Source organism: Variovorax sp. H27-G14, from assembly GCF_046156345.1.
Classification (GTDB): Bacteria; Pseudomonadota; Gammaproteobacteria; order Burkholderiales; family Burkholderiaceae_C; genus Variovorax.
Genome location: NZ_JAYLVN010000001.1, coordinates 681,152 through 699,479 on the forward strand (window position 1 = coordinate 681,152; position 18,328 = coordinate 699,479).

At 68.2% G+C, this 18,328-nt stretch carries 17 protein-coding genes; 7 read left to right on the forward strand and 10 right to left on the reverse strand.

Annotated features, from left to right (window positions below; genetic code table 11):
• Positions 1-194 precede the first annotated feature (194 nt).
• The 5 genes from VLK31_RS03205 to VLK31_RS03225 all read left to right on the forward strand — a co-directional run bounded on the left by VLK31_RS03205 (position 195) and on the right by VLK31_RS03225 (position 5,241).
• A complete protein-coding gene (locus tag VLK31_RS03205) occupies positions 195-779 on the forward strand; it encodes a phosphatase PAP2 family protein (RefSeq protein WP_409166922.1) in 585 nt (194 codons plus the stop codon).
• The gene (locus VLK31_RS03210) at positions 776-1,879 is read left to right on the forward strand and encodes a glycosyltransferase family 2 protein (protein ID WP_409166923.1); all 1,104 of its coding nucleotides are present in this window, start codon (positions 776-778) and stop codon (positions 1,877-1,879) included. The genes VLK31_RS03205 and VLK31_RS03210 overlap by 4 nt, the downstream gene beginning before the upstream one ends.
• A complete protein-coding gene (locus VLK31_RS03215; RefSeq protein ID WP_409166924.1) occupies positions 1,876-3,495 on the forward strand; it encodes an ArnT family glycosyltransferase in 1,620 nt (539 codons plus the stop codon). Before VLK31_RS03210 ends, VLK31_RS03215 begins: the two co-directional genes overlap by 4 nt.
• Positions 3,488-4,372 carry a ChbG/HpnK family deacetylase gene (locus VLK31_RS03220; protein ID WP_409166925.1) on the forward strand — a complete coding sequence of 295 codons (885 nt, stop codon included), beginning with the start codon at positions 3,488-3,490 and terminating at the stop codon, positions 4,370-4,372. The genes VLK31_RS03215 and VLK31_RS03220 overlap by 8 nt, the downstream gene beginning before the upstream one ends.
• 65 nt (positions 4,373-4,437) lie before the next feature.
• Positions 4,438-5,241: a lysostaphin resistance A-like protein gene (locus VLK31_RS03225; protein ID WP_409166926.1), complete on the forward strand. Its 804-nt coding sequence runs from the start codon at positions 4,438-4,440 to the stop codon at positions 5,239-5,241.
• 16 nt (positions 5,242-5,257) lie between these two features.
• On the opposite strand, the gene VLK31_RS03230 is transcribed toward VLK31_RS03225, so the two are convergent.
• The 4 genes from VLK31_RS03230 to VLK31_RS03245 form a co-directional block, all read right to left on the reverse strand.
• The gene (locus VLK31_RS03230) at positions 5,258-5,866 is read right to left on the reverse strand and encodes a flavin reductase family protein (RefSeq protein WP_409166927.1); all 609 of its coding nucleotides are present in this window, start codon (positions 5,864-5,866) and stop codon (positions 5,258-5,260) included.
• An 11-nt stretch (positions 5,867-5,877) separates the two neighbouring features.
• Positions 5,878-7,446 (reverse strand): TerC family protein, encoded by a 1,569-nt coding sequence (locus VLK31_RS03235; RefSeq protein WP_409167355.1) that lies wholly within the window; start codon positions 7,444-7,446, stop codon positions 5,878-5,880.
• A 231-nt stretch (positions 7,447-7,677) separates the two neighbouring features.
• Positions 7,678-8,151 (reverse strand): hypothetical protein, encoded by a 474-nt coding sequence (locus VLK31_RS03240; protein WP_409166928.1) that lies wholly within the window; start codon positions 8,149-8,151, stop codon positions 7,678-7,680.
• Between the two features lie 82 nt (positions 8,152-8,233).
• The gene (locus VLK31_RS03245) at positions 8,234-8,959 is read right to left on the reverse strand and encodes a hypothetical protein (protein ID WP_409166929.1); all 726 of its coding nucleotides are present in this window, start codon (positions 8,957-8,959) and stop codon (positions 8,234-8,236) included.
• A gap of 256 nt (positions 8,960-9,215) precedes the next feature.
• Between VLK31_RS03245 and VLK31_RS03250 the strand changes: the two genes are divergently transcribed.
• Positions 9,216-9,617, forward strand: a complete 402-nt coding sequence (locus VLK31_RS03250) for a class I SAM-dependent methyltransferase (protein ID WP_409166930.1) — start codon at positions 9,216-9,218, stop codon at positions 9,615-9,617.
• Positions 9,618-9,650: 33 nt separating this feature from the next.
• Positions 9,651-11,333 (forward strand): SulP family inorganic anion transporter, encoded by a 1,683-nt coding sequence (locus VLK31_RS03255; protein ID WP_409166931.1) that lies wholly within the window; start codon positions 9,651-9,653, stop codon positions 11,331-11,333.
• A gap of 35 nt (positions 11,334-11,368) precedes the next feature.
• Here the strand turns inward: VLK31_RS03255 and VLK31_RS03260 are convergent, their stop codons facing one another.
• The 6 genes from VLK31_RS03260 to VLK31_RS03285 all read right to left on the reverse strand — a co-directional run bounded on the left by VLK31_RS03260 (position 11,369) and on the right by VLK31_RS03285 (position 18,288).
• Positions 11,369-12,001 (reverse strand): hypothetical protein, encoded by a 633-nt coding sequence (locus VLK31_RS03260; protein WP_409166932.1) that lies wholly within the window; start codon positions 11,999-12,001, stop codon positions 11,369-11,371.
• A complete protein-coding gene (locus VLK31_RS03265; protein ID WP_409166933.1) occupies positions 11,998-13,617 on the reverse strand; it encodes a substrate-binding domain-containing protein in 1,620 nt (539 codons plus the stop codon). The genes VLK31_RS03260 and VLK31_RS03265 overlap by 4 nt, the downstream gene beginning before the upstream one ends.
• Entirely contained in the window at positions 13,614-14,870 is a 1,257-nt protein-coding gene (locus VLK31_RS03270; protein WP_409166934.1) for a toxic anion resistance protein, read from the reverse strand. Before VLK31_RS03270 ends, VLK31_RS03265 begins: the two co-directional genes overlap by 4 nt.
• 19 nt (positions 14,871-14,889) lie before the next feature.
• On the reverse strand, positions 14,890-16,014 hold the full coding sequence (locus VLK31_RS03275) for a hypothetical protein (protein WP_409166935.1): 1,125 nt from the start codon (positions 16,012-16,014) through the stop codon (positions 14,890-14,892).
• Between the two features lie 69 nt (positions 16,015-16,083).
• Positions 16,084-17,376 carry an aminotransferase class V-fold PLP-dependent enzyme gene (locus tag VLK31_RS03280; protein ID WP_409166936.1) on the reverse strand — a complete coding sequence of 431 codons (1,293 nt, stop codon included), beginning with the start codon at positions 17,374-17,376 and terminating at the stop codon, positions 16,084-16,086.
• A gap of 3 nt (positions 17,377-17,379) precedes the next feature.
• A complete protein-coding gene (locus tag VLK31_RS03285; protein WP_409166937.1) occupies positions 17,380-18,288 on the reverse strand; it encodes a transporter substrate-binding domain-containing protein in 909 nt (302 codons plus the stop codon).
• Positions 18,289-18,328 lie beyond the last annotated feature (40 nt).

Consider the following 18,328-nt stretch of genomic DNA (forward strand, 5'->3'; position numbering starts at 1 on the left):
CGACGCCGCACGCGTCGCACCGCCTCGCCGAGCCGCGTCACGCCCCTGCACGAATCGCCGGGGCCTGACGCAAGCCGGCGCGGCCATCACTCCTCGTCGAAAGGCCAGACCATGTCCCGATTCTTCTGGTGCGCGTGCCGCACCGGGTGCCGCCGCGCGCCCGTCATCTTCTCGTGCTTGCAAGGAGCCACCGAATGAACGCGCTGAACCTTGCGCTGTTTCAGTGGCTCACCGCCGGTGCGCAGCCCACGCCGTGGGTGCTCTCCGTGGCGTCGGCTTTCGCGTTGTGGGGCAGCTGGCTGAGCGCGGGCGTCGTCGCGGTGGCGCTGTGGCGCCAGCCTGCCGACCGCGCCTACCTGTGCGTGGTGGCGGCTGCGGCCGGCCTCACGTCGCTGCTGGCGCATGCCATTGCCATGTCGCTGGACGTGCCACGGCCCTTCATGGCGGGCCTGGCGCCGGCCTACATCGCGCATGGCGGCCGCGGCTCGCTGCCCAGCACGCATGCCGCCGTCATGTTCATGGTGGCGCTGGCCTTCATGCTGCGGCCGCCGTTGCGCCGGCTGGCCCTGCCCCTGTTCGCACTGGCAGCCGTCACCGGATGGGCGCGGGTGTACGTGGGCGTTCATTTTCCGCTCGACATCGTCGCGGGCCTGCTGCTGGGCGCGGTGGTGGCCGGGGCGCTGACCCTCGGGCGGTGGCTTGTTCATTTCTTCTTGTCGCGGTCAGGCCGCGGCGCCGACACCGCTCAGGCGGCCCGTTCGCCATGGAGGCCCTCATGATTTCATCGACCACCGCCAGACATTCACGTGCCGGTGCCGGCATGGGCATCGACACCGGCGTCGCGCAAAACAAGGCACAGGCCGCCGCCCCCACCGACAGCCGCGTGTCGCTGGCTGCCGTGGCGCCGGATGCGCCCAGCGCGCCGGACGCAACGGCGCGCAGCCTCTCGTGCGTGATTCCCTGCTTCAACGAAGGCGCCAACCTGCGGCACCTGTTGCCGCGGCTCGAAGACATTCTGTGGCGCACCGGGCTGCGCTGGGAAATCATCGTGGTGGACGACGGCAGCACCGACGACACCGCCGCCGTGGCGCAGGCCTGGTGCGAGCTCTCGGGCTTTCGCTGCATCTCGCTGTCGCGCAACTTCGGCAAGGAGGCCGCGCTCACCGCGGGCCTGGCCGCCGCCACCGGCGACGCCGTGGTGCTGCTGGACGGCGACCTGCAGCACTCGCCCGACCTCATCCACAAAATGATTGCGCAGTGGAACGCGGGCGCCGAGGTGGTGTACGCGGTGCGTGAGCAGCGCAACGACGAAAGCCGCTTCAAGCAGCTGGGCAGCAAGCTCTTCTACAGCCTGGTCAACGCCTCCGACCGCTTTGCCGTGCCCAGGGACGCGGGCGACTTTCGCCTGATGGACCGCAAGGTGGTCGATGCGCTCATGAGCCTGCCGGAGCGCAGCCGCTTCATGAAGGGCCTGTATGCGTGGGTGGGCTTCAGGGCCGTGGCCATGCCGTACACGCCGGCGCCGCGTGCCGAAGGCGTGAGCTCGTTCAACGCACGGCGCCTGGTGCGCCTGGCCATCGACGGCCTCACCGCCTTCACCACCTGGCCGCTGCGCATGGTCAGCGTGGTGGGCTTGCTGTTTGCATTGCCGGCCTTTGCGTACGGCATCTTCGTGATCGTCGACCACCTGATGTTCGGCAATGCGGTGTCCGGCTGGACCACCATCGTGGTGAGCCTGATGTTCTTCATCGGCGTGCAGATGATCTCCACCGGCATCGTGGGCGAGTACATCGCGCGCATCTATGAAGAGGTAAAAGGCCGTCCGCTGTACGTGGTGCGCCGCGAGTACGGCACCGGCCTGGAGGCCCGCGAGCCATGAGGCGTCAAGCCCGCGCATGGTGGACCTCCCCTCAACCCCTGTGGCTCATTGCGGCGCTCTTCGCGTGGCTGCTGGCCACGGCATGGGTGCGTCCGCTGATGGCCCCCGACGAGGGCCGCTACGGCAGTGTTGCGCTGGCCATGCTGCGCTCCGGCGACTGGCTGGTGCCGCGGCTGAACGGCCTGCCCTTCTTCCACAAGCCGCCGCTGTTCTACTGGATCGGCGCGGCCGCCATGTCGGTGGCCGGCCCGGTCGAATGGGCGACGCGGCTGCCGTCCGTGCTGGGCGCGAGCGCGGCGGCGGCGGCGCTGTTTTTGTTTCTGCGGCGCTGGTCGACGGTGCGCGTGGCACTGCTGTCGACGGTGGTGCTGGTGACCACGCCCTTCTTTTTCATGGGTGCGCAGTTCGCCAACCTCGACATGTTGGTGGCCGGCTGCATTGCGTGCACCGTGCTGCTGGCGGCGGGCGCTGCATTGGCGCAGGAGCGCGACGAACCCTGGCGCGGCCTGCTGGCGGGCGCCTTCCTGTTCGCCGCGGCGGGGCTGCTGGCCAAGGGGCTCATCGGGCTGGTGCTGCCGGGAATGGTTGTTGCGATCTGGTGCGCCGTGACGCGCCGGCTCGCTGCGCTCAAGCTCGCGCTGTGGCTGCCCGGGTGGGCCGTGCTGCTGGTGGTGGCGGGCCCGTGGTTCGTGGCCATGCAGCTGCAGTACCCCGCGTTCTTCGACTACTTCGTGGTCACGCAGCACTTCAGGCGCTTCGCCTCGTCGGGCTTCAACAACCAGCATGGCTTCTGGTTCTATCTGCCGGTGCTCGCGGGGCTCACGCTGCCGTGGTTCGCCTGGGTGCTGGTGCCGCGCGGCAAGGACGAGGTTGCGCGCCCCCGGCTGTCCGATGTCGACTGGCTCATGGTGATCTGGCTCGCGGTGATCGTGGTGTTCTTCTCGCTGCCGCGCTCCAAGCTCGTGGGCTATGTGCTGCCTGCCCTGCCGCCGCTGGCCTACCTGATCGCGCAGCGCGTGCTGGCGGGGCGCAGCACCGAAGCGCTGCTGCCCAAGGTGCGCGCCACCGCGCTGGTGTCCGCCGCGGCGTGCCTGGCCTGCGTGGCGGCCGTTGCGATCTATGCGGTGCCGCCGGGCGCGCGGCTGCGTCTGCCGGCCGGCATGGCCGTTGCGCCGGGGGAGCGGGTGCTGATGCTCGACAGCTACCTCTACGAGATTCCCTTCTACTGGAACCTGCGCGAGCCGGTGCTGGTGTCGGACGACTGGCAGGCCGCGGCGCACGACACGCGCGACAACTGGCGCAAGGAAATCTTCGACGCCAGCCGCTTCGACCCCGCGCGCGCCACCGCCACGCTGCTGGACCGCGCGCACCTCGCGCCCACGCTGTGCGTGCCGCGCGCCACCTGGATCGTGGCGGCCAACACGGCGCACACCACCAACCCGTGGCTGGCTCGCGCGAAGCTGGTGGCGGTCAACCACGCCGTGGCCGCCTGGCGCTTTGCGGGCAGCGCGACCAGCGACCCGCATTGCCTGGATGCCGCGCCACCCATTCCGTCTGCCCCCGGCGCAGCCTCCGCGCCCACCGCACCGCACGTGGGCGCCAGCGGCAATGACTGAAGCCCACGACGCCAGCGCGCCGCCGGGCCGCCACATCTGCATCTGCGCGGACGACTTCGGCCTGAGCACCGGCGTGAACATCGCCGTTGTCGACCTGGCCCAGCGCGGCAAGATTTCCGCCACCAGCGGCATGGTGCGGCGCAGCGCCTGGCTGGCCGGTGCGCAGGCGCTGCGCCGCATTGCGCCGGCGCGGCTGGACGTGGGGCTGCACCTGGACCTGACGCGGCCCTTGCGGGTCGACGGGCCCGAGCCCGGCCTGGCGGGCCTGCTCGCGCAGACGTACACGCGCACGGTGTTCGCCGCGGGCCTGAAGGCCGACATCCGCGACCAGCTCACCCGCTTCGAAGACGCCATGGGGCGCGCGCCCGCCTTCATCGACGGCCACCGCCATGTGCACCAGTTCCCGGTGGTGCGCGACCTGCTGGTGGAAGAGGTGGCGCGGCGCTACCCGACAGCGCCACCCTGGCTGCGTGGCACCGCCCCCGCTGCGCGCCAGGGCCCCGACCGCTGGAAGGCCAGCCTCATTTACGCGCTGGGCGGCGCGCGGCTGGCCGCCGCGGCGGCGCGGCACGGCATTCCCACCAGCAGGCACCTGCTGGGCGTGTACGACTTCTCGGGCGACGCGCACGGCTACGCGCAGCGCCTGGCCGGCTGGCTCGCGGCCTGCACCACCGGCGACGTGCTCATGTGCCACCCGGCCGCGGGCATCCTGCCCAGCGATCCGCACGGTGCCGCGCGGCTGCGCGAGTACGCCGTGCTGCGCGACTTGGCTTTGCCCCTGCCGGGCCTGCCAGGCGGCCTGTGGCTGTCGCCGCTCTCGGCGCTGTTCAGGCGGGGCCCGCTGGCGCCGGCCTGGTCCGGGAGGCCGGTCGCGTAACATCCGCGCCACCCTTCCCCCGGTCCCGCAGTCCCCAGGCGCCCGTTTGCCGGCGCACCACCCCCATGCCCTCCCCGAAAAGCGCGGCCTTCCCCTCGCTCGCGCAAGCCGCCCTGCTGTTCGTGGCGCTGTTCCTCTGCGAGTTCGTCGTGGGCGCCGCGCTGCGCGATGCCAACGGCTGGCTGGGCCTGAACGGCATGCAGATCGGCGTGCTCTCTGCCGTGCTGGGCAATGGCTGCGTGTTCGCGGTGGTGATGCACTTTCAAAAGCTCACCTACCGCGAGCTTTTTCACCACGCGCCCTCCTCGCCCGGCAGCATGCTCATGCTGGTGGTGCCGCCAGTGCTGCTGCTGGTGCCGGCGCTGCTGCTCACACTCACCTCGGCCCTGCAGCTGCTGACGGCGGTGATTCCGCTGTCGGCATGGGAAGAGTCGTTCTTCAGCCGCATGGCCGACGGCAGCGTGGCGGCCGTGCTCGCGGTGTGCGTGATGGCGCCGCTGCTCGAGGAGATGCTGTTTCGCGGCATCGTGCTGCGCGGCTTCTTGCAGCGCTATCCGCGCTGGCAGGCCATCCTCATGTCGGCGCTGCTGTTTGGCGCGGCGCACATGAACATCTACCAGTTCGTGGTCGGCTTCGTCATGGGCACGGTGCTGGCCTGGCTGTACGAGCGCACCCGCTCGCTCATTCCGTGCATTGCGCTGCATGCCACCTACAACACCACCACCTTGCTGCTGGCCGACTGGCTGGAGGCGGCATCGGCCTCGCGCCTGCTGTGGGCCGTGGTGGCGGCCTTGGCGCTGGCCGTGTGCGGCGTGGTGGCGCTGCGGGCGATGCTGGTGCCGCGCGCAGTGCGGGGCAAATCGGCCTGAGCGGCCTGAGCCGGGCCTATGGCTTGGGCACCAGCGGCCGCGCATCGACCGCATCGCCATCGACGATGAAGTGCCCGCCCGCCACATGGTGCAGCGTGCGCAGCTCGTCGTGGCCGGTGAAGTTCCAGCGCCCGTTGGCAAACACGCGGCTGTCGGCCTGCGCGGCGATCACCTCGGCCAGGAACAGGTCGTAGCGCGTCTGAATGTGCGGCTCCGGCAGCAGCCGGCATTCGAGCCAGGCCGCGCAGCCCTCCAGCAGCGGCGCGTCGGTGGCGGTGCCCGCGAAGGTGTCGAGGCCGTAGGCGGCGAACTTGTCGTGGCCCGACTGCTCCACGATCTCGCGGCCCGAGCTGCTGCCCAGCGCCTCCGTCAGGTCGAGCTGCGCGCGCGTGGGCACCTGCAGCGCGAAGGTGCCGGCGCCTTCGAGCAGCACGCGCGTCCAGGTGCTCTTGTCGAGCACCACGGCCACCTTGGGCGGTGCAAAGTCAAGCGGCATGGCCCACGCAGCGGCCATGATGTTGCGCTGCCCGCCGTGCGCGGCGCTCACCAGCACCGTGGGGCCGTGGTTCAGCAGGCGGTAGGCCTTGTCGAGCGGAACGCTCTGGCGGTGCTGTGCATTGTTCATGGCGCGGTGCTTCAGGTTTCGGGTGCGTCCGCCGGCAACCGGCGCACGGCGACCGTGCGGATGCGCAGCGCATCGACTTCGGTCACCACGAAATCGTAGCCGTCGTGCACCCAGTGCGCGTCGCGCTGCGGCAGACCGCCAAAGCGCGCCAGCAGAAAGCCCGCCACCGACGTGTAGCTGTCGTCGTCGCTCACAAGCCCGTGCGTCTGCAGCGCCTGCTCCAGCAGGTGCAGGTCGGCGCTGCCTGAAACGGTCCAGGCGTCGGGCGCGGTCTGCAGAATTTCCAGCGTCTCGTCCTCGTCGGGGAACTCGCCGGCAATGGCTTCCAGCACATCGATGGGCGTGACCACGCCGGTGAGCGTGCCGTGCTCGTCGCTCACCAGCGCGAGCTGGCCGCGCGCACCGCGCAGCGTATCGATCAGGCGGATCACCGTGGTCGACTCGGGCACGTAGATGGGCGCGCGCAGGCCGCTGCTTTCGTTCATCTCGTCGATCTTTCCGTGGCGCAGCAAGTGGCCCAGCAGGTCCTTGGCGCGGCCCACGCCCACCACCTCGTCGAGCGAGCCGCGGCACACCGGAAAAATGCCGTGCGGCGTGTCGAGCAACTGCTCGCGCACCGCCTCGGGGTCGTCGTTCAGGTCGACCCACGAGATGTCGGCGCGCGGCGTCATCACCGAGCGCACCGTGCGCTCGGCCAGCGACAGCACGCCGCTCACCATGTTGCGCTCCGCCACCGCAAAGGCGGGCTGCGCGGCCAGGGCCGCGTCGGTCGCGGCGCCATCCGGCGCGGGCTCGCCGGGGGCGCGCCCGCCAAGCAGGCGAATGATCGACGCGGCCGTGCGGTCGCGCAGCGGGCGGCGCGCCTCGTGCTTCAGCGCATTGCGCTTGGCCCACTGGTTCAGCGTTTCGATCATCACGGAGAAGCCGATGGCGCCGTACAGGTAGCCCTTCGGAATGTGAAAGCCCAGGCCCTCGGCCACCAGGCTCAGGCCAATCATCAACAGAAAGCTCAGGCACAGCACCACCACCGTGGGGTGCGCGCTGACGAAGCGGGTGAGCGGCTTGGAGGCCCACAGCATGATGCCGATGGAGATGACCACCGCGGCCATCATCACCGGCAGGTGGTCGACCATGCCCACGGCGGTGATCACCGCGTCGAGCGAGAACACGGCGTCGAGCACCACGATCTGCGTCACCACCAGCCCGAAGCTGGCGTACGCCACGGAGCCGGTGGCCGTGTGCGTCACGCCCTCGAGCCGCTCATGCAGCTCCGACGTGGCCTTGAACAACAGGAAGAAGCCGCCCAGCAGCAAGATCAGGTCGCGGCCTGAAAAGCCCTGCCCGAACAGCGAAAACAGCGGCGTGGTGAGCGTGACCAGCCACGACACGATCGACAGCAGCGCCAGCCGCATGAACAGCGCCAGGCTCAGGCCGATGACGCGTGCCCTGTCGCGCTGGTGCGGCGGCAGCTTCTCCGCAAGGATCGCAATGAAGATGAGGTTGTCGATGCCCAGCACGATCTCCAGCACGACGAGCGTGAGAAGACCGACCCAGGCCGCGGGGTCGGTGAGCAGTTCGATCATGCTGCGAAAGAAGAAATCGCAGCGCGGCGCGCATGGAAACTGGTGCGGGCGCGGGGCCTGCGGAAGCACCTGCGGTGTGTGCTACAGAAGTGACGACCGGGGCAACTACTGGGGGGCTCTGAAGAAAATTTCACCAGCGCAGTTTATCGAAGGCCCCGCCAGCGCCTGAAAACCGCCGGGGCGGCTGGGGGTTCTTTCAACGAGCAAAACTGCAACGCGCGCGCTGCTTCAGCGGTAGGCGTCACACAGCGCCAGGTACTCGTCGCCCGAAATCTCCAGCGCCGTTGCGCGCCGCAGCACACGCGCCTTGGGCTTGGGCAGGTCGGTACGGATCTGGATCTGCTTGCTGATCGGAATGCCCACGTAGCTCTGGTTCACCCAGGTGTTCTCCGTGATGTTGCCCCACGGCAGCAGCATGCCGTTCTCCAGGGTCAGGCCCTGGTGGCCGATGACGAACGCGGGCTTGTCGATGTTGCGCAGCGTGTTGAAGCACTTGAAGGTCAGCCATGCCGTGAGCAGCGCAAAGCAGGCGGCAATGAGGATGCCGATGTTCTTGTCCTGCGCGCGGATGCACAGCACCGCCAGCACCACGGTCACCACCGCCCAGAGCACGGTGCCGCCGATGAGGCGCGAACGGGAATAGAACACGGGGCGGTCCTGGCGGGTCTTGTCTTGTTGAGCGGCGGAGCTGTAGATTTCCATTTTTCGGGTTCGCTGTGTGCGTCGGTTGGAGTGGGTGGAGTGGGTGGAGTGGGTGGAGTGATTGGGAAGGGAACGAAAAAACTCAGGCCACGGGCAGCCGCTGCATCAGGCACGCCATCAGCACCGGCTCGTTGTCGATCCTGGAGCGGTCGATCTTTCGGGTCTTGCCGTTGGCCACGATGACCAGGTGCTCGTCGACCTCCATGCCGTCCTCGTCGGACTGCGTGCGGATGGTGTCGATGCTCGACCACGCAATGAGCTGGCCCTTGTGCACCAGCCCTTCGGCCTGCAGGCCAAGCGCGCCGAACTTCACCGTTTCGCCGGCGTGCACGCGCCGCTCCACGTCGTGCGACATGGCCTCGCCGATGGCATCTTCCACTTCGGCGAGCAGCGCGGGCGCGTGGTCCCACAGGTCCAGCCGCAGGCGCAGCGTGCGGCCGTCGCGCGGGGTGAGCAGCACGTGGTTGCGGTTGTGGCGATGGCGAAAGCGCGTGATGTCTGCAAAGGCCAGCGTGCGTTCGCCGACCTGCAGGCCGCGCTCGCCCACGGTCAGTTGCTGCGGCGTGCGCAGCCATGCGAAGAAGTCGCTGCCCTTCCAGCAGATCAGGTAGATCGCGGCGGGAATGGCCAGAAAGAGCACAACGATCGCGCCCTTGTAGCGAATGAAGTCCGGCGTGATGAGGTACGGAAGGATGTACACCTTCACCGGCACCAGCATCATGGCGCAGAAGACATAGATGGCGGCAAGGCCTGCAAGAACGCAATAGAACGAATAGCGCGGAAAGATTCTGGCGTGGCGAATGGACATGAAGCGAGCCCAATGCAAACGACATGGGCAATAAGAAAACAACCCGGGCACCATACCAGCGCGATGCGTCTTTCATGAGGCTGCGCGTGTCGGTGAAAGCCTCTTTTTTCGAGTGAGACGAAGCCTTCATACGAAGTGCTTAGCCAGGAAGATTTAAGTTTCAACGCGCATCGGTTCGACCTCTTCTAAAGCATTCATTGCAAGTTTGAAACGAGGGCGCGATGCGCGGCCGTGCGCGAACGCGGCGTATCCCGATGTGGTGCTGCGCTCTCGCTACACTGAAGACGCGCTGCAGGTGTACGAGGTCGACCACCCCGACACGCAGCAGCTCAAGCGCCAGCAGCTGAAGGCCTGCGGCGTGGCCACTTCCGCCTCGGTGCATTTCGTCGAGTCCAACCTGGCCGCGTTGCGCTCCATCGCGTCGTGCAAGGCGGCCAAAAGCGAGCTGGTCTTCACCTACATCGACGAGGCCGCGGCCGCGCTCGCGCTCGCCCCCGCGCTGAAGGCTCTGCTGCAGGGCACAGGCCTGCTGCTGCAGGAAGATCTGAACGGGCACCAGGCCATTGCGCGCTACGACCCGGCGGAGCGCAACGGCCTGCGCTCCGCGGGCGCCGCGCACATGGCGCATGCTGTCAGCTTCCGGTCCGCCAGCACCTGATAGCTTGCGGCGACAACAACGACAGGCCTTGTCATGAACGCCGCCACCCCGCAGACCCCACTCACCAGCACTGCAGCACGCCGCCCGGGCATCGCCGACCTTGTGGCGGGCGTGTCCATTGCCGGCCTGCTGCTGCCCGAAGCAGTGGCCTATTCGGGCATTGCGGGCCTGCCGCCGCAGGCCGGGGTGATCGCGCTGTTCGCGGGCTTGCTGGTCTACGGGTTCTTCGGCAGCAGCCGCTTCGCGATCGTCTCGGCCACCTCGTCGTCGGCCGCCGTGCTGTTCGCGGCCGCCACGTCGATGCCGGGCGTCGACCTGCCCACGCGGCTTGCGCTGGGCGCGGGCATCGTGGGGCTGGCCGGGGCGTTCTTCGTCATCGCGGGCATCCTGAAGCTGGGCGCGGTGTCCAGCCTGATCGCCAAGCCGGTGCTGCGCGGCTTTGCGCTGGGCCTGGCGCTGACGATCGTGGTCAAGCAGTTGCCCAAGGTGCTTGCAGTGCAGCCGGCGCACAGCGATTTCTTTCGCCTGGTTGCCGGGCTCTTCGGTGAATGGCGGCACTGGAACCTGGCCGGCGCGGCCATGGCCCTGGTGGCGCTGGCGCTGCTGCGCGGGCTCTCGCGCTGGCGCGCGGTGCCGGCCGCGCTGCTGGTGATCATGGGCGGCATCGCGCTGGACGTGAGCGGGCTGTGCCATGCGTGGGGCGTGGCGGCGGTGGGGCCGATCTCGCTCGACTTCTCGCACCCCGGCGTGCCGCCACTCGACCGCGCGCAGTGGCAGAACCTGGGCGGGCTGGCCTTTGCGATGGCGCTCATCCTCTATGCGGAGTCGTACGGGTCGATTCGCACCTTTGCGATGCGCCATGGCGACAACGTGTCGGCCAACCGCGACCTGCTGGCGCTGGGTGGTGCCAACCTGCTGTCGGCGCTGTTCCAGGGCATGCCGGTGGGCGCGGGCTACTCGGCCACATCGGCCAATGAATCGGCCGGCGCGCAGAGCCGCGCGGCGGGCATCGTGGCCGGGCTCGTCGTGCTGGTGGCGGTGCTCACGCTGCTGCCATGGATCGCGCACACCCCTGAGCCGCTGCTGGCCGCCATCGTGATCAACGCGGTCAGCCATTCGCTGAACCCCTCCGCGCTGCGGCCCTACTTTCAGTGGCGGCGCGACCGGTTGGTGGCGCTGGTGGCGGTGGCCGCCGTGCTGCTGCTGGGCGTGCTCGACGGCCTGCTGGTGGCCATCGGCGTGAGCCTGCTGCTGCTGTTGCGCGGCTTCTCGCGCACCACGGTGAGCTGGCTCGGCCGCCTGGGGCAGAGCCACGACTATGTAGACACCGCGCGCCACCCCGAGGCCGTGGTGCCGCCACGCACGCTCATCGCGCGGCCGGAGGTGCCGCTGTTCTTCGGCAATGCCGATGCGGTGTTTGCGTCGATCCGTGCGCGAGTCGATGCCACGCCGGGCCTGCAACGCATGGTGCTGAGCCTGGAGGAGTCACCCGACCTGGACGCGACCAGCATCGAGGCGCTGTGCGACTTTGCGGCCTATGTGCGCGGGCGCGGCGCGCGGCTGTCGCTGGCGCGCGTGAAGGACGACGTGCGCGACCTGCTGGCCAAGGTGAACTCGCCCGACCTGCACGCGCAGGTGTATGCGCCGTGGAGCGTGGACGATGCGGTGCAGCCCCAGGCTGCGCAGCCGCTCAGCGCGGCGCCGCCTGCCGCCTGAACTCGCTTGGGCTGCGGGCGCTTCGGCGCGCGTTGTCAGCCCGCCAGAAAGTCGGGCTGGCGGAACTTCTTCTCCAGAAACTGCCCGTTGGCCACCAGCGCGGCCGCGTCGCTGGAGGCCACGTTGGCGACGATCTCCCGCAGCTTGGCGTCGAGCAGGCCCAGTTGTTCGCCGAGCAGCTGGCGCGCGGTCTTGCCGTCTTTCACCGCATGCGTGATGCGAAAGGCCGGCGGCAGCGCGACGTAGTTGGCCAGCGTCTCGGGCAGGTAGCGCAGCACGGTCTCGCGCACGGTGAACAGGTCGTCGCCGTTCGATCCGGCACCCACCAGGCGCGGCAGCACCTCGCCCACCGAGCCGCGCACGTTGTCCAGGCTCTTGCGCATGTCGTCGCTGAGGTGCGGCTGCGCCTGCGCAACCACGCGGTCCAGGCGCTCCAGCGTCTGTTCCACGCTCAGGCTGTCCTCGATGCGGCGCTCCAGCTCGGGCGCCTTGCGGCCCATGAGCCAGCCCGCGACATACAGGCCGGCGGTAATCAACAGCCAACCGCGGTCGATGACGTCGGCGAACAGCAGCGCCGGCCCCAGCAGCGCCAGCGCGCAGCCGAGGATGTTGCCGTTGCCGTAGAGAAACAGCAGCGCGCGCAGCTTGAGCGACCGCTGCGGCTTCACTGGTAGCCCCGGATTTCCTTGAACACCTGCCCCAGTTGCAGCTTGCGGCCGTCGAACTCGCGCCCGCCCGAGAGCTGCGCAATCTGCTGCATCTCGCTCACGTTGGCCTCGCCGAACAGGATGGGAAATATGCGCGCGGGCAGGCCGCCGGCCGCATAGCGATTGCGAAACTCGTGCGGCTTCAGGCCCGAGTTGTTCTCGCCGTCGGTCAGCAGCACGATGCTCACGAAGCGGTCGGGCTCGCGTTGCTGTTCCTGGCGCGCCAGGTCTTCGGCCGCCGCCAGCGCGGAGTAGATGGCCGTGCCGCCGTCGGCCTTCATGGCATCGGCCTGCTGGCGCAGTGCGTCGCGCGCGGCCTCGATGTGTTCGGCGTCGAAGCGCACCCACACCGGCGGCTGCACCTGCGTGGCGAAGGTGATGAGCACCACGCGCTCGCGGCTCTGGAAGGCGGTGTAGCGGGCGCTGGCGGTGGCGGCAGTAGTGGTGTCGCCGCTGGAGGTGCCGGCACCCGACAGCAGCTTGAGCGCCTCGCGCATCGACGCCAGCCGCTGGCCCGCCATCGAGCCGCTGAGGTCGAGCACGAAGATCGAGGTGGCGGGCTTGCGCCATTGCGCCTGGTAGGTGCCGAGCACCGCGTCGATCACCTCCAGCCGGTTGGGAAAGCCCAGCTCCACCGCAGCCGTGGTCGGCAAGGCGGCCGTGGCCGCGACTTCGGGGTTGGCGGGGCGCAGGAAGGCGGCCGACAACGCATCGCGCTGGAACGGCGCGGCCTTCAGCGTGCTCACCAGTTGCGTGTAGGCCTCGCGCTTGTCGGCGTTGAGCAGCATCAGCGGGTAGTCGGCCGAGATCATGCCGTCGCGCGGGTAGATCAGCGTGAGCTGGTCGGCCTTGGGCAGCTTCTCGTTGGCGCGCAGGATCACGGCCTCGTAATTGACCATGGCGTCGATGGCGGACGGGTCTTTCACATACGCGTCGGCCAGCCAGCCCGAGCTGCCGGCGGTGAGCTTCTGGCCGGAGAGAAAGGCCTTGAGGGTCTTCTCGTCCACGTCCTGCGCGCTCAGGTCTTCGGTCTTGCCGGCCAGTGCGGAGGCCACGGCGAACAGCGCGCTCATGCCGGTGTTGGAGCTGGTGGCGTTGGTCATGCCGTAGCGCAGCTGGCCGGCACCCGCCGCCTTGGCAATCTCGGCCCAGCCCGGTGGGCGCTGGGTCCAGCCGAGCTGCGCGGCCTTGGCGTTCTTCACGCCGAGTGCAATGCGCGAATAAAAGAGCTTGTCGCGCGCCAGCGGCTTGGTCTGCAATGCCAGCGCGGGATAGGCACCGTTGGGCGGCAGGATGGCGTCGAAGCGCTCGCCGGCGTTGATGCGCTCGACGATGTCCAGCGTGCCTGCGTACGAAAACTTCACCTCCACGCCCGCCGCCTTTGCGGCATCGACGATGGGGCCTTCGAGGTCTTTCAGCTCCGAGCCCGCGAGGATGGTGAAGGCCGAGGCCGCTGAAGGCACTGGCGCCGCGGAAGCACCGGCCTGCACATCGCTTTTGCCGCAGGCCGCAAGGCCCAGCGACAGAACCGTGACAACCGCCAGCGCCCCCCGGCGCAACAACCAGCCCAGGCTCACAGCGCGACCTCGCCGCGCGGCGACTGCAGCGCCTCGGTCGTGTCCTGGCGGCGCACGCGGTCGAGGTAGGTGCGGCTCTTGGCCACCTCGTTCGTCAGCGTGTCCACCGTGGTCTGCATGGAGTCGAGTGCGCGGCTCTTGAAGTCGGCGATGGTGTCCATCGTCTGGTAGATGTTGGCAAAGGCCTGCTGCAGCTTGGCAATTTCGATGGTGCTGGAGGCCGCCTGCTGGTGGATGGCGCTGCTCTGGTCGCGCAGCATCTCGCTGGTGCTGGCGATCAGGTTGCCGGTGGTGGCGTTGAGCGCGCCGATCTGGTCGAGCACCAGCTTCTGGTTGGACAGCGCCTGCGCCACGATCACCGCGGTGCGCAGCGCGGCCACGGTGGTGGTGGTGGCGCGGTCCACGCCCTTCATGAGCTCCAGGTTGTTCTTGCGGATCATGTCCAGCGCCAGGTAGCCCTGAATGTTCACCGCCAGTTGCGTGAGCAGGTCGGTGACCTTCTGGCGCGAATAGAACAGCATTTCCTCGCGGATCACGCGGGCCTTCTCGGGGTCGGTGGCGTCCAACGTGCGCGCGCGGGCGTCGAGCTGGCCGTCAAGCGCCTTGCCGATGTGCACGTACTTCTCCAGCCGCTCCATCAGCGTCCAGAGGTTGACCTTTTCCTGCTCGATGGCGGTGTTGTCGCGCAGCAGCTCGTCCTTGCCGCGCTTGAGCGATTCGATGATGGCGTTCAGGTGCGACTGCGACGACTGGTAGCGGTCGAAGTACGCCAGCAGCTTGTTGCCCAGCGGAATGATGCCCAGCAGCTTGCGCGCGGAGAACAGGTCGCCCTGCCTGGAGGGGTCGAGGTCTTCCACTTGGCGGCGCAGGTCGACCAGCGACTGGCCGATCTGCGCGCCCTTGTCGAACAGGCCGTTGCGCAGCGAGCCCACCGGGCGCTCCAGCATGCGGTTGGACACCGACGCCGAGGCCTCGATGTCCTTGCTGCCCATGGAGTGGATGCGCTCCACGGCTTCCTTGAACTGCGGGTGCTGGCTGTCGTGCGCGGTGATGTCGTCGATGAAGCGCGCCACCTGCGCGTCGAGCTCGGCCACGTCCTCGGGCTTCAGGCGCACCTTGCCGCTGGCCGACTCGACCGGCACCGGCGCGACAGCCGCGGGCGGCTCGAGCGTGAAGGCCTGGGGCGGCTGGAGGTCGATGGGGGCAACAGTGGTGATGGTCGTTGCGGTGGTTGCGGTGACAGGCGCGTTCATGCAGGCGTTCCTTGGTTGTTCACTTGAAGCGGGCTTCGATGCCCGTGGTCATTCGTTCGAGCCACTCGAAGCTCGGCGGGTCGATCACGTCGACGAGCACATCGGGCACCTTCACGCCGCGCGCGGCCCAGGTCTCGGGGCCCTTGGTGTCGCCGCCGGTGCGGTAGCCGTATTCGTGCGCCAGCGCGCGCAGGGCGGGGTCGTTCTCCAGCGCCACGCCCAGGCGCGCGCCGGCGGGCGTGTAGGGCACCAGCACATGCTTCGAATAGACGGTGGGCTTGGGGTAGAGCAGCACCATGTCGCTCTTCAACCGATCGGGGTTCTTCAGCCAGAACTCGACCATCTGCGACTCGTAGGCCACCAGCAGCGGCGCCTTGCCCATGCCCAGCGCCAGGTAGTCCTCGAACGGGCCGGCCGAGGACTGCTCCTGAAAGCCCTGGCGCAAGAACAGCGGCGCCACCACCGGCAGCACGCGGTCCACGTCCTCCTGGCTCTGCACGATCTGCTGGCTGTTGGCCAGGTAGCTCGCCAGCGCCAGGTACATGGCGGCCGAGTTGGAGGTGCGCACGTCGGTCGAATTGATGAGCAGCGACTTGCTGGTGGCAAATGCGCCGCTGGCCTTGAGCTCCTTCCAGCGCGTGCCCTTCTCGATCATGGCCATCAGGCCCGGCAGGTCGACCACGTAGTAGAAGTCGCCCTGCTTCGCGGCGATGCCGTTGGCCACCAGAATCTCCGCAATCGGCCGCCAGCTGGCCAGCACGATGGGCGTGTAGAACGGGGTGAAGACGTTGGGTGCCTTGGCCAGCGCCTTGAGCTGCGCCGCCGCGGGCGCGCCAGAGGGAAAGCCGAAGTCGAACTTGCTGGCGTCGTAGCGGCTGGCAATGGCGCGCGAGCCGGCCTTCTCGACCATGACGGTGATGCCCTGCGCGGCCAGTGCCTGCTGCACGCGCGGGTCGGCGAAGAAGGTTTCTTTCTCGGAGCCGATCAGGCCGCGCAGCGTGACCTGCTTTTGCTGCTCGGTGCGTGCCGCCGCGGCGGTGGCCGACTCATCGTGCAGCCGGGTGTTCGAATACCAGACGCCGGACACGACTGCGGCCAGCAGGACCACGGCCAATGCCGGCGCGATCAGTTTCCGAATTTCCAAATCTCATGCTCCTCTGACCCTCTGTGGTGGGGCTGAGAAACATCCTACGTACGCAATATGACAGGACTGTCACACAGCGGTCGCAATCTCCTCTGTGACTTTCAAAAACTTCTCGATATCGGCCGGCGAGTTGCAGTGCAGCGGTGACACGCGCACGGTGCCCGCCAGCCCGAAGGACTCGAGCATGCGTTTCGAATACAGGCTGGTGGCCACGCGCTCGTACACCGTCACGCCGCGCTTGCCGTACTCCACCACCGCCTGCGTGCAGTCGATGTGCGCGAAGCCGATGCCCAAAATCAGGTCGCGCTTTGTCAGGTCTTCGTGGTCGAGAAACACTTCCACGCCGCGCATCTCGCGCATGCCCGTGGCGTTGGCGTTGCCGTCCAGCAGCAGGGCCAGCAGCGCGCGCTCGTGCAGTTCGATGTGCGTGATGCCCGCCACGAACAGCGCGCGCCGTTCTGTAGCGTCGGTGAAGTTGGCACCGAGCCAGCACACGTAGTCCACGATTTCGGTGAGCACCGCGAACTGCCACGGCGCCGAGCTGCCCAGGTCCCAGTAGTCGGGCTTCTTGGCGGCCAGCTTGTGGTGCGGCAGCAGGGCCGCGCGGTCGGACACCCACGTCAGGCCCGAGCCCCGGCAGCCGAAGAACTTGTAGGGCGCCAGGTTGATGCCGTCCACCGGCGTCTTCTGCAGGTCGATGAGGCCATGCGGCGCATGCTGCACGGCGTCCACCACGATGTACAGGTCGGGCTTGATGGCGCGCGCGCGGCGCACGATTTCTTCCATGTCGAGCTTGGCGCCCGAGATGTTCGAGGCGTAGATCACGTTGAGCAGGCAGGTGTTCTTGTCCACCAGCCGCACGATTTCTTCCACGTCCACGCCGCCGGTGACGGGGTTGCTTTTGGCCACGCGCAGTTCGCGGCCCAGGCGCTGGGCGTAGAGGCTCATCGCGTCGAAGGCCGAGGGGTGTTCGAGCACGGTGGTGACCATGTTCGTGCCCGGCACGTTCTCGGCCACGGCGCGCACCATGTCGAACATCGCGCCTGACGCCGTGAGCGAGGCGTACACGCTGCCGCCGGTGGCATTGAGGATGGTGCGCAGGTCGGCACAGCCTTTGGCCTGAATGTCCTGCAGCTCGACGGCCGTGGCGTGGATGCGCTCGGCGTTGTCGGGAATGGCGTCGACCTGCGCAAAGCGCTCGACCGCCGCCTTCAGCCGGAACGAGCCGCCGGCGTTGTCGAAGTACAGGCGCTCGCGGCCGTGGTGGTCATGGTCGACCTGCAGAAAGCGCGCCTTCACCTCGCGCATCAGCGCGTCTGAAAAAACCTGGCCGCGTTCGAGGGTGGGAAGCTGGAGGTCCATCGCTCAGACGCCCTTGTTGTTCGGGTTCTTGTAGATCTCGCGCACCGCGTCCGACATCGGGAAGTTCAGGTTCGCGTTCTTCGGCGGAATGGGCGAGAGGAACCACTTGGTGTAGAGCTGCTCGATGGCGCCCGACTTCATGAGGCCGGTAACGGTCTCGTCGACCAGCGCCTTGAACTGCGGGTCGTCCTTGCGCAGCATGATGCCGTAGGGCTCCTGGCGCAGCGACTCTTTCAGCAGCTTGTATTCACCGGGGTTGGTGGCGCTGGCGACCATGCCGGCGAGCTGCACATCGTCGAGCACATAGGCATCGGCACGGCCGGTGGACAGCAGCAGGAAGCCGTCGGAGGTGTCCTTGCCGGCGATCTCGTTCACCTCGATGGCGCCGCTCTTGCGTGCGCCGCGCAGCAGCTGAATAGACGTGCTGCCCGAGACAGTGGCCACGTTCTTGCCGTTGAGGTCGGCCAGCGAGTTGATGCCCGAGGCCTTCTTCACCGCGGCGGTGATGTTGGTCACGAAATGGCTGGGCGCGAAGTCGACCTGCGCCTGGCGCTGCGTGGTGTTGGTGGTGGTGGCGCAGTCGAGGTCGACGGTGCCGTTCTGCAGCAGCGGAATGCGGTTGGTCGAGTTCAGCATGGTGTAGCGCACCTCGAGCTTGGCAAGGCCGAGCTTGGCCTTCACCGCATCCACGATCTTCAGGCAGATGTCGTTGGTGAAGCCGATGGGCGCGCTGTCGGCGCTGAGCTTGTACGAGAACGGAATCTGGCTGTCGCGCGCGCCAATCTGGATGGTGCCGCTCTCCTTGATCTTCTGCAGCGTGCCGCTGTCCTGGGCGCTCGCGGCGCCGCAGGCAAACGCGAGGGTGAGGCCGAGAGAGAGCGCACGGGCGAGGGGCAGTTGCCGGAAGTTCATGGTGGTTCCTGGAAGGGTCGATGAAGAGCTGAGGAGCGCA

What these genes read in the sequence shown, in the direction of transcription:
- VLK31_RS03205 (WP_409166922.1), top strand. Translation starts at nt 195, where the DNA reads ATGAACGCGCTGAACCTTGCGCTGTTTCAGTGGCTCACCGCCGGTGCG.
- VLK31_RS03210 (WP_409166923.1), top strand. Translation starts at nt 776, where the DNA reads ATGATTTCATCGACCACCGCCAGACATTCACGTGCCGGTGCCGGCATG.
- VLK31_RS03215 (WP_409166924.1), top strand. Translation starts at nt 1,876, where the DNA reads ATGAGGCGTCAAGCCCGCGCATGGTGGACCTCCCCTCAACCCCTGTGG.
- VLK31_RS03220 (WP_409166925.1), top strand. Translation starts at nt 3,488, where the DNA reads ATGACTGAAGCCCACGACGCCAGCGCGCCGCCGGGCCGCCACATCTGC.
- VLK31_RS03225 (WP_409166926.1), top strand. Translation starts at nt 4,438, where the DNA reads ATGCCCTCCCCGAAAAGCGCGGCCTTCCCCTCGCTCGCGCAAGCCGCC.
- VLK31_RS03230 (WP_409166927.1), bottom strand. Translation starts at nt 5,866, where the DNA reads ATGAACAATGCACAGCACCGCCAGAGCGTTCCGCTCGACAAGGCCTAC.
- VLK31_RS03240 (WP_409166928.1), bottom strand. Translation starts at nt 8,151, where the DNA reads ATGGAAATCTACAGCTCCGCCGCTCAACAAGACAAGACCCGCCAGGAC.
- VLK31_RS03245 (WP_409166929.1), bottom strand. Translation starts at nt 8,959, where the DNA reads ATGTCCATTCGCCACGCCAGAATCTTTCCGCGCTATTCGTTCTATTGC.
- VLK31_RS03255 (WP_409166931.1), top strand. Translation starts at nt 9,651, where the DNA reads ATGAACGCCGCCACCCCGCAGACCCCACTCACCAGCACTGCAGCACGC.
- VLK31_RS03270 (WP_409166934.1), bottom strand. Translation starts at nt 14,870, where the DNA reads ATGAACGCGCCTGTCACCGCAACCACCGCAACGACCATCACCACTGTT.
- VLK31_RS03280 (WP_409166936.1), bottom strand. Translation starts at nt 17,376, where the DNA reads ATGGACCTCCAGCTTCCCACCCTCGAACGCGGCCAGGTTTTTTCAGAC.
- VLK31_RS03285 (WP_409166937.1), bottom strand. Translation starts at nt 18,288, where the DNA reads ATGAACTTCCGGCAACTGCCCCTCGCCCGTGCGCTCTCTCTCGGCCTC.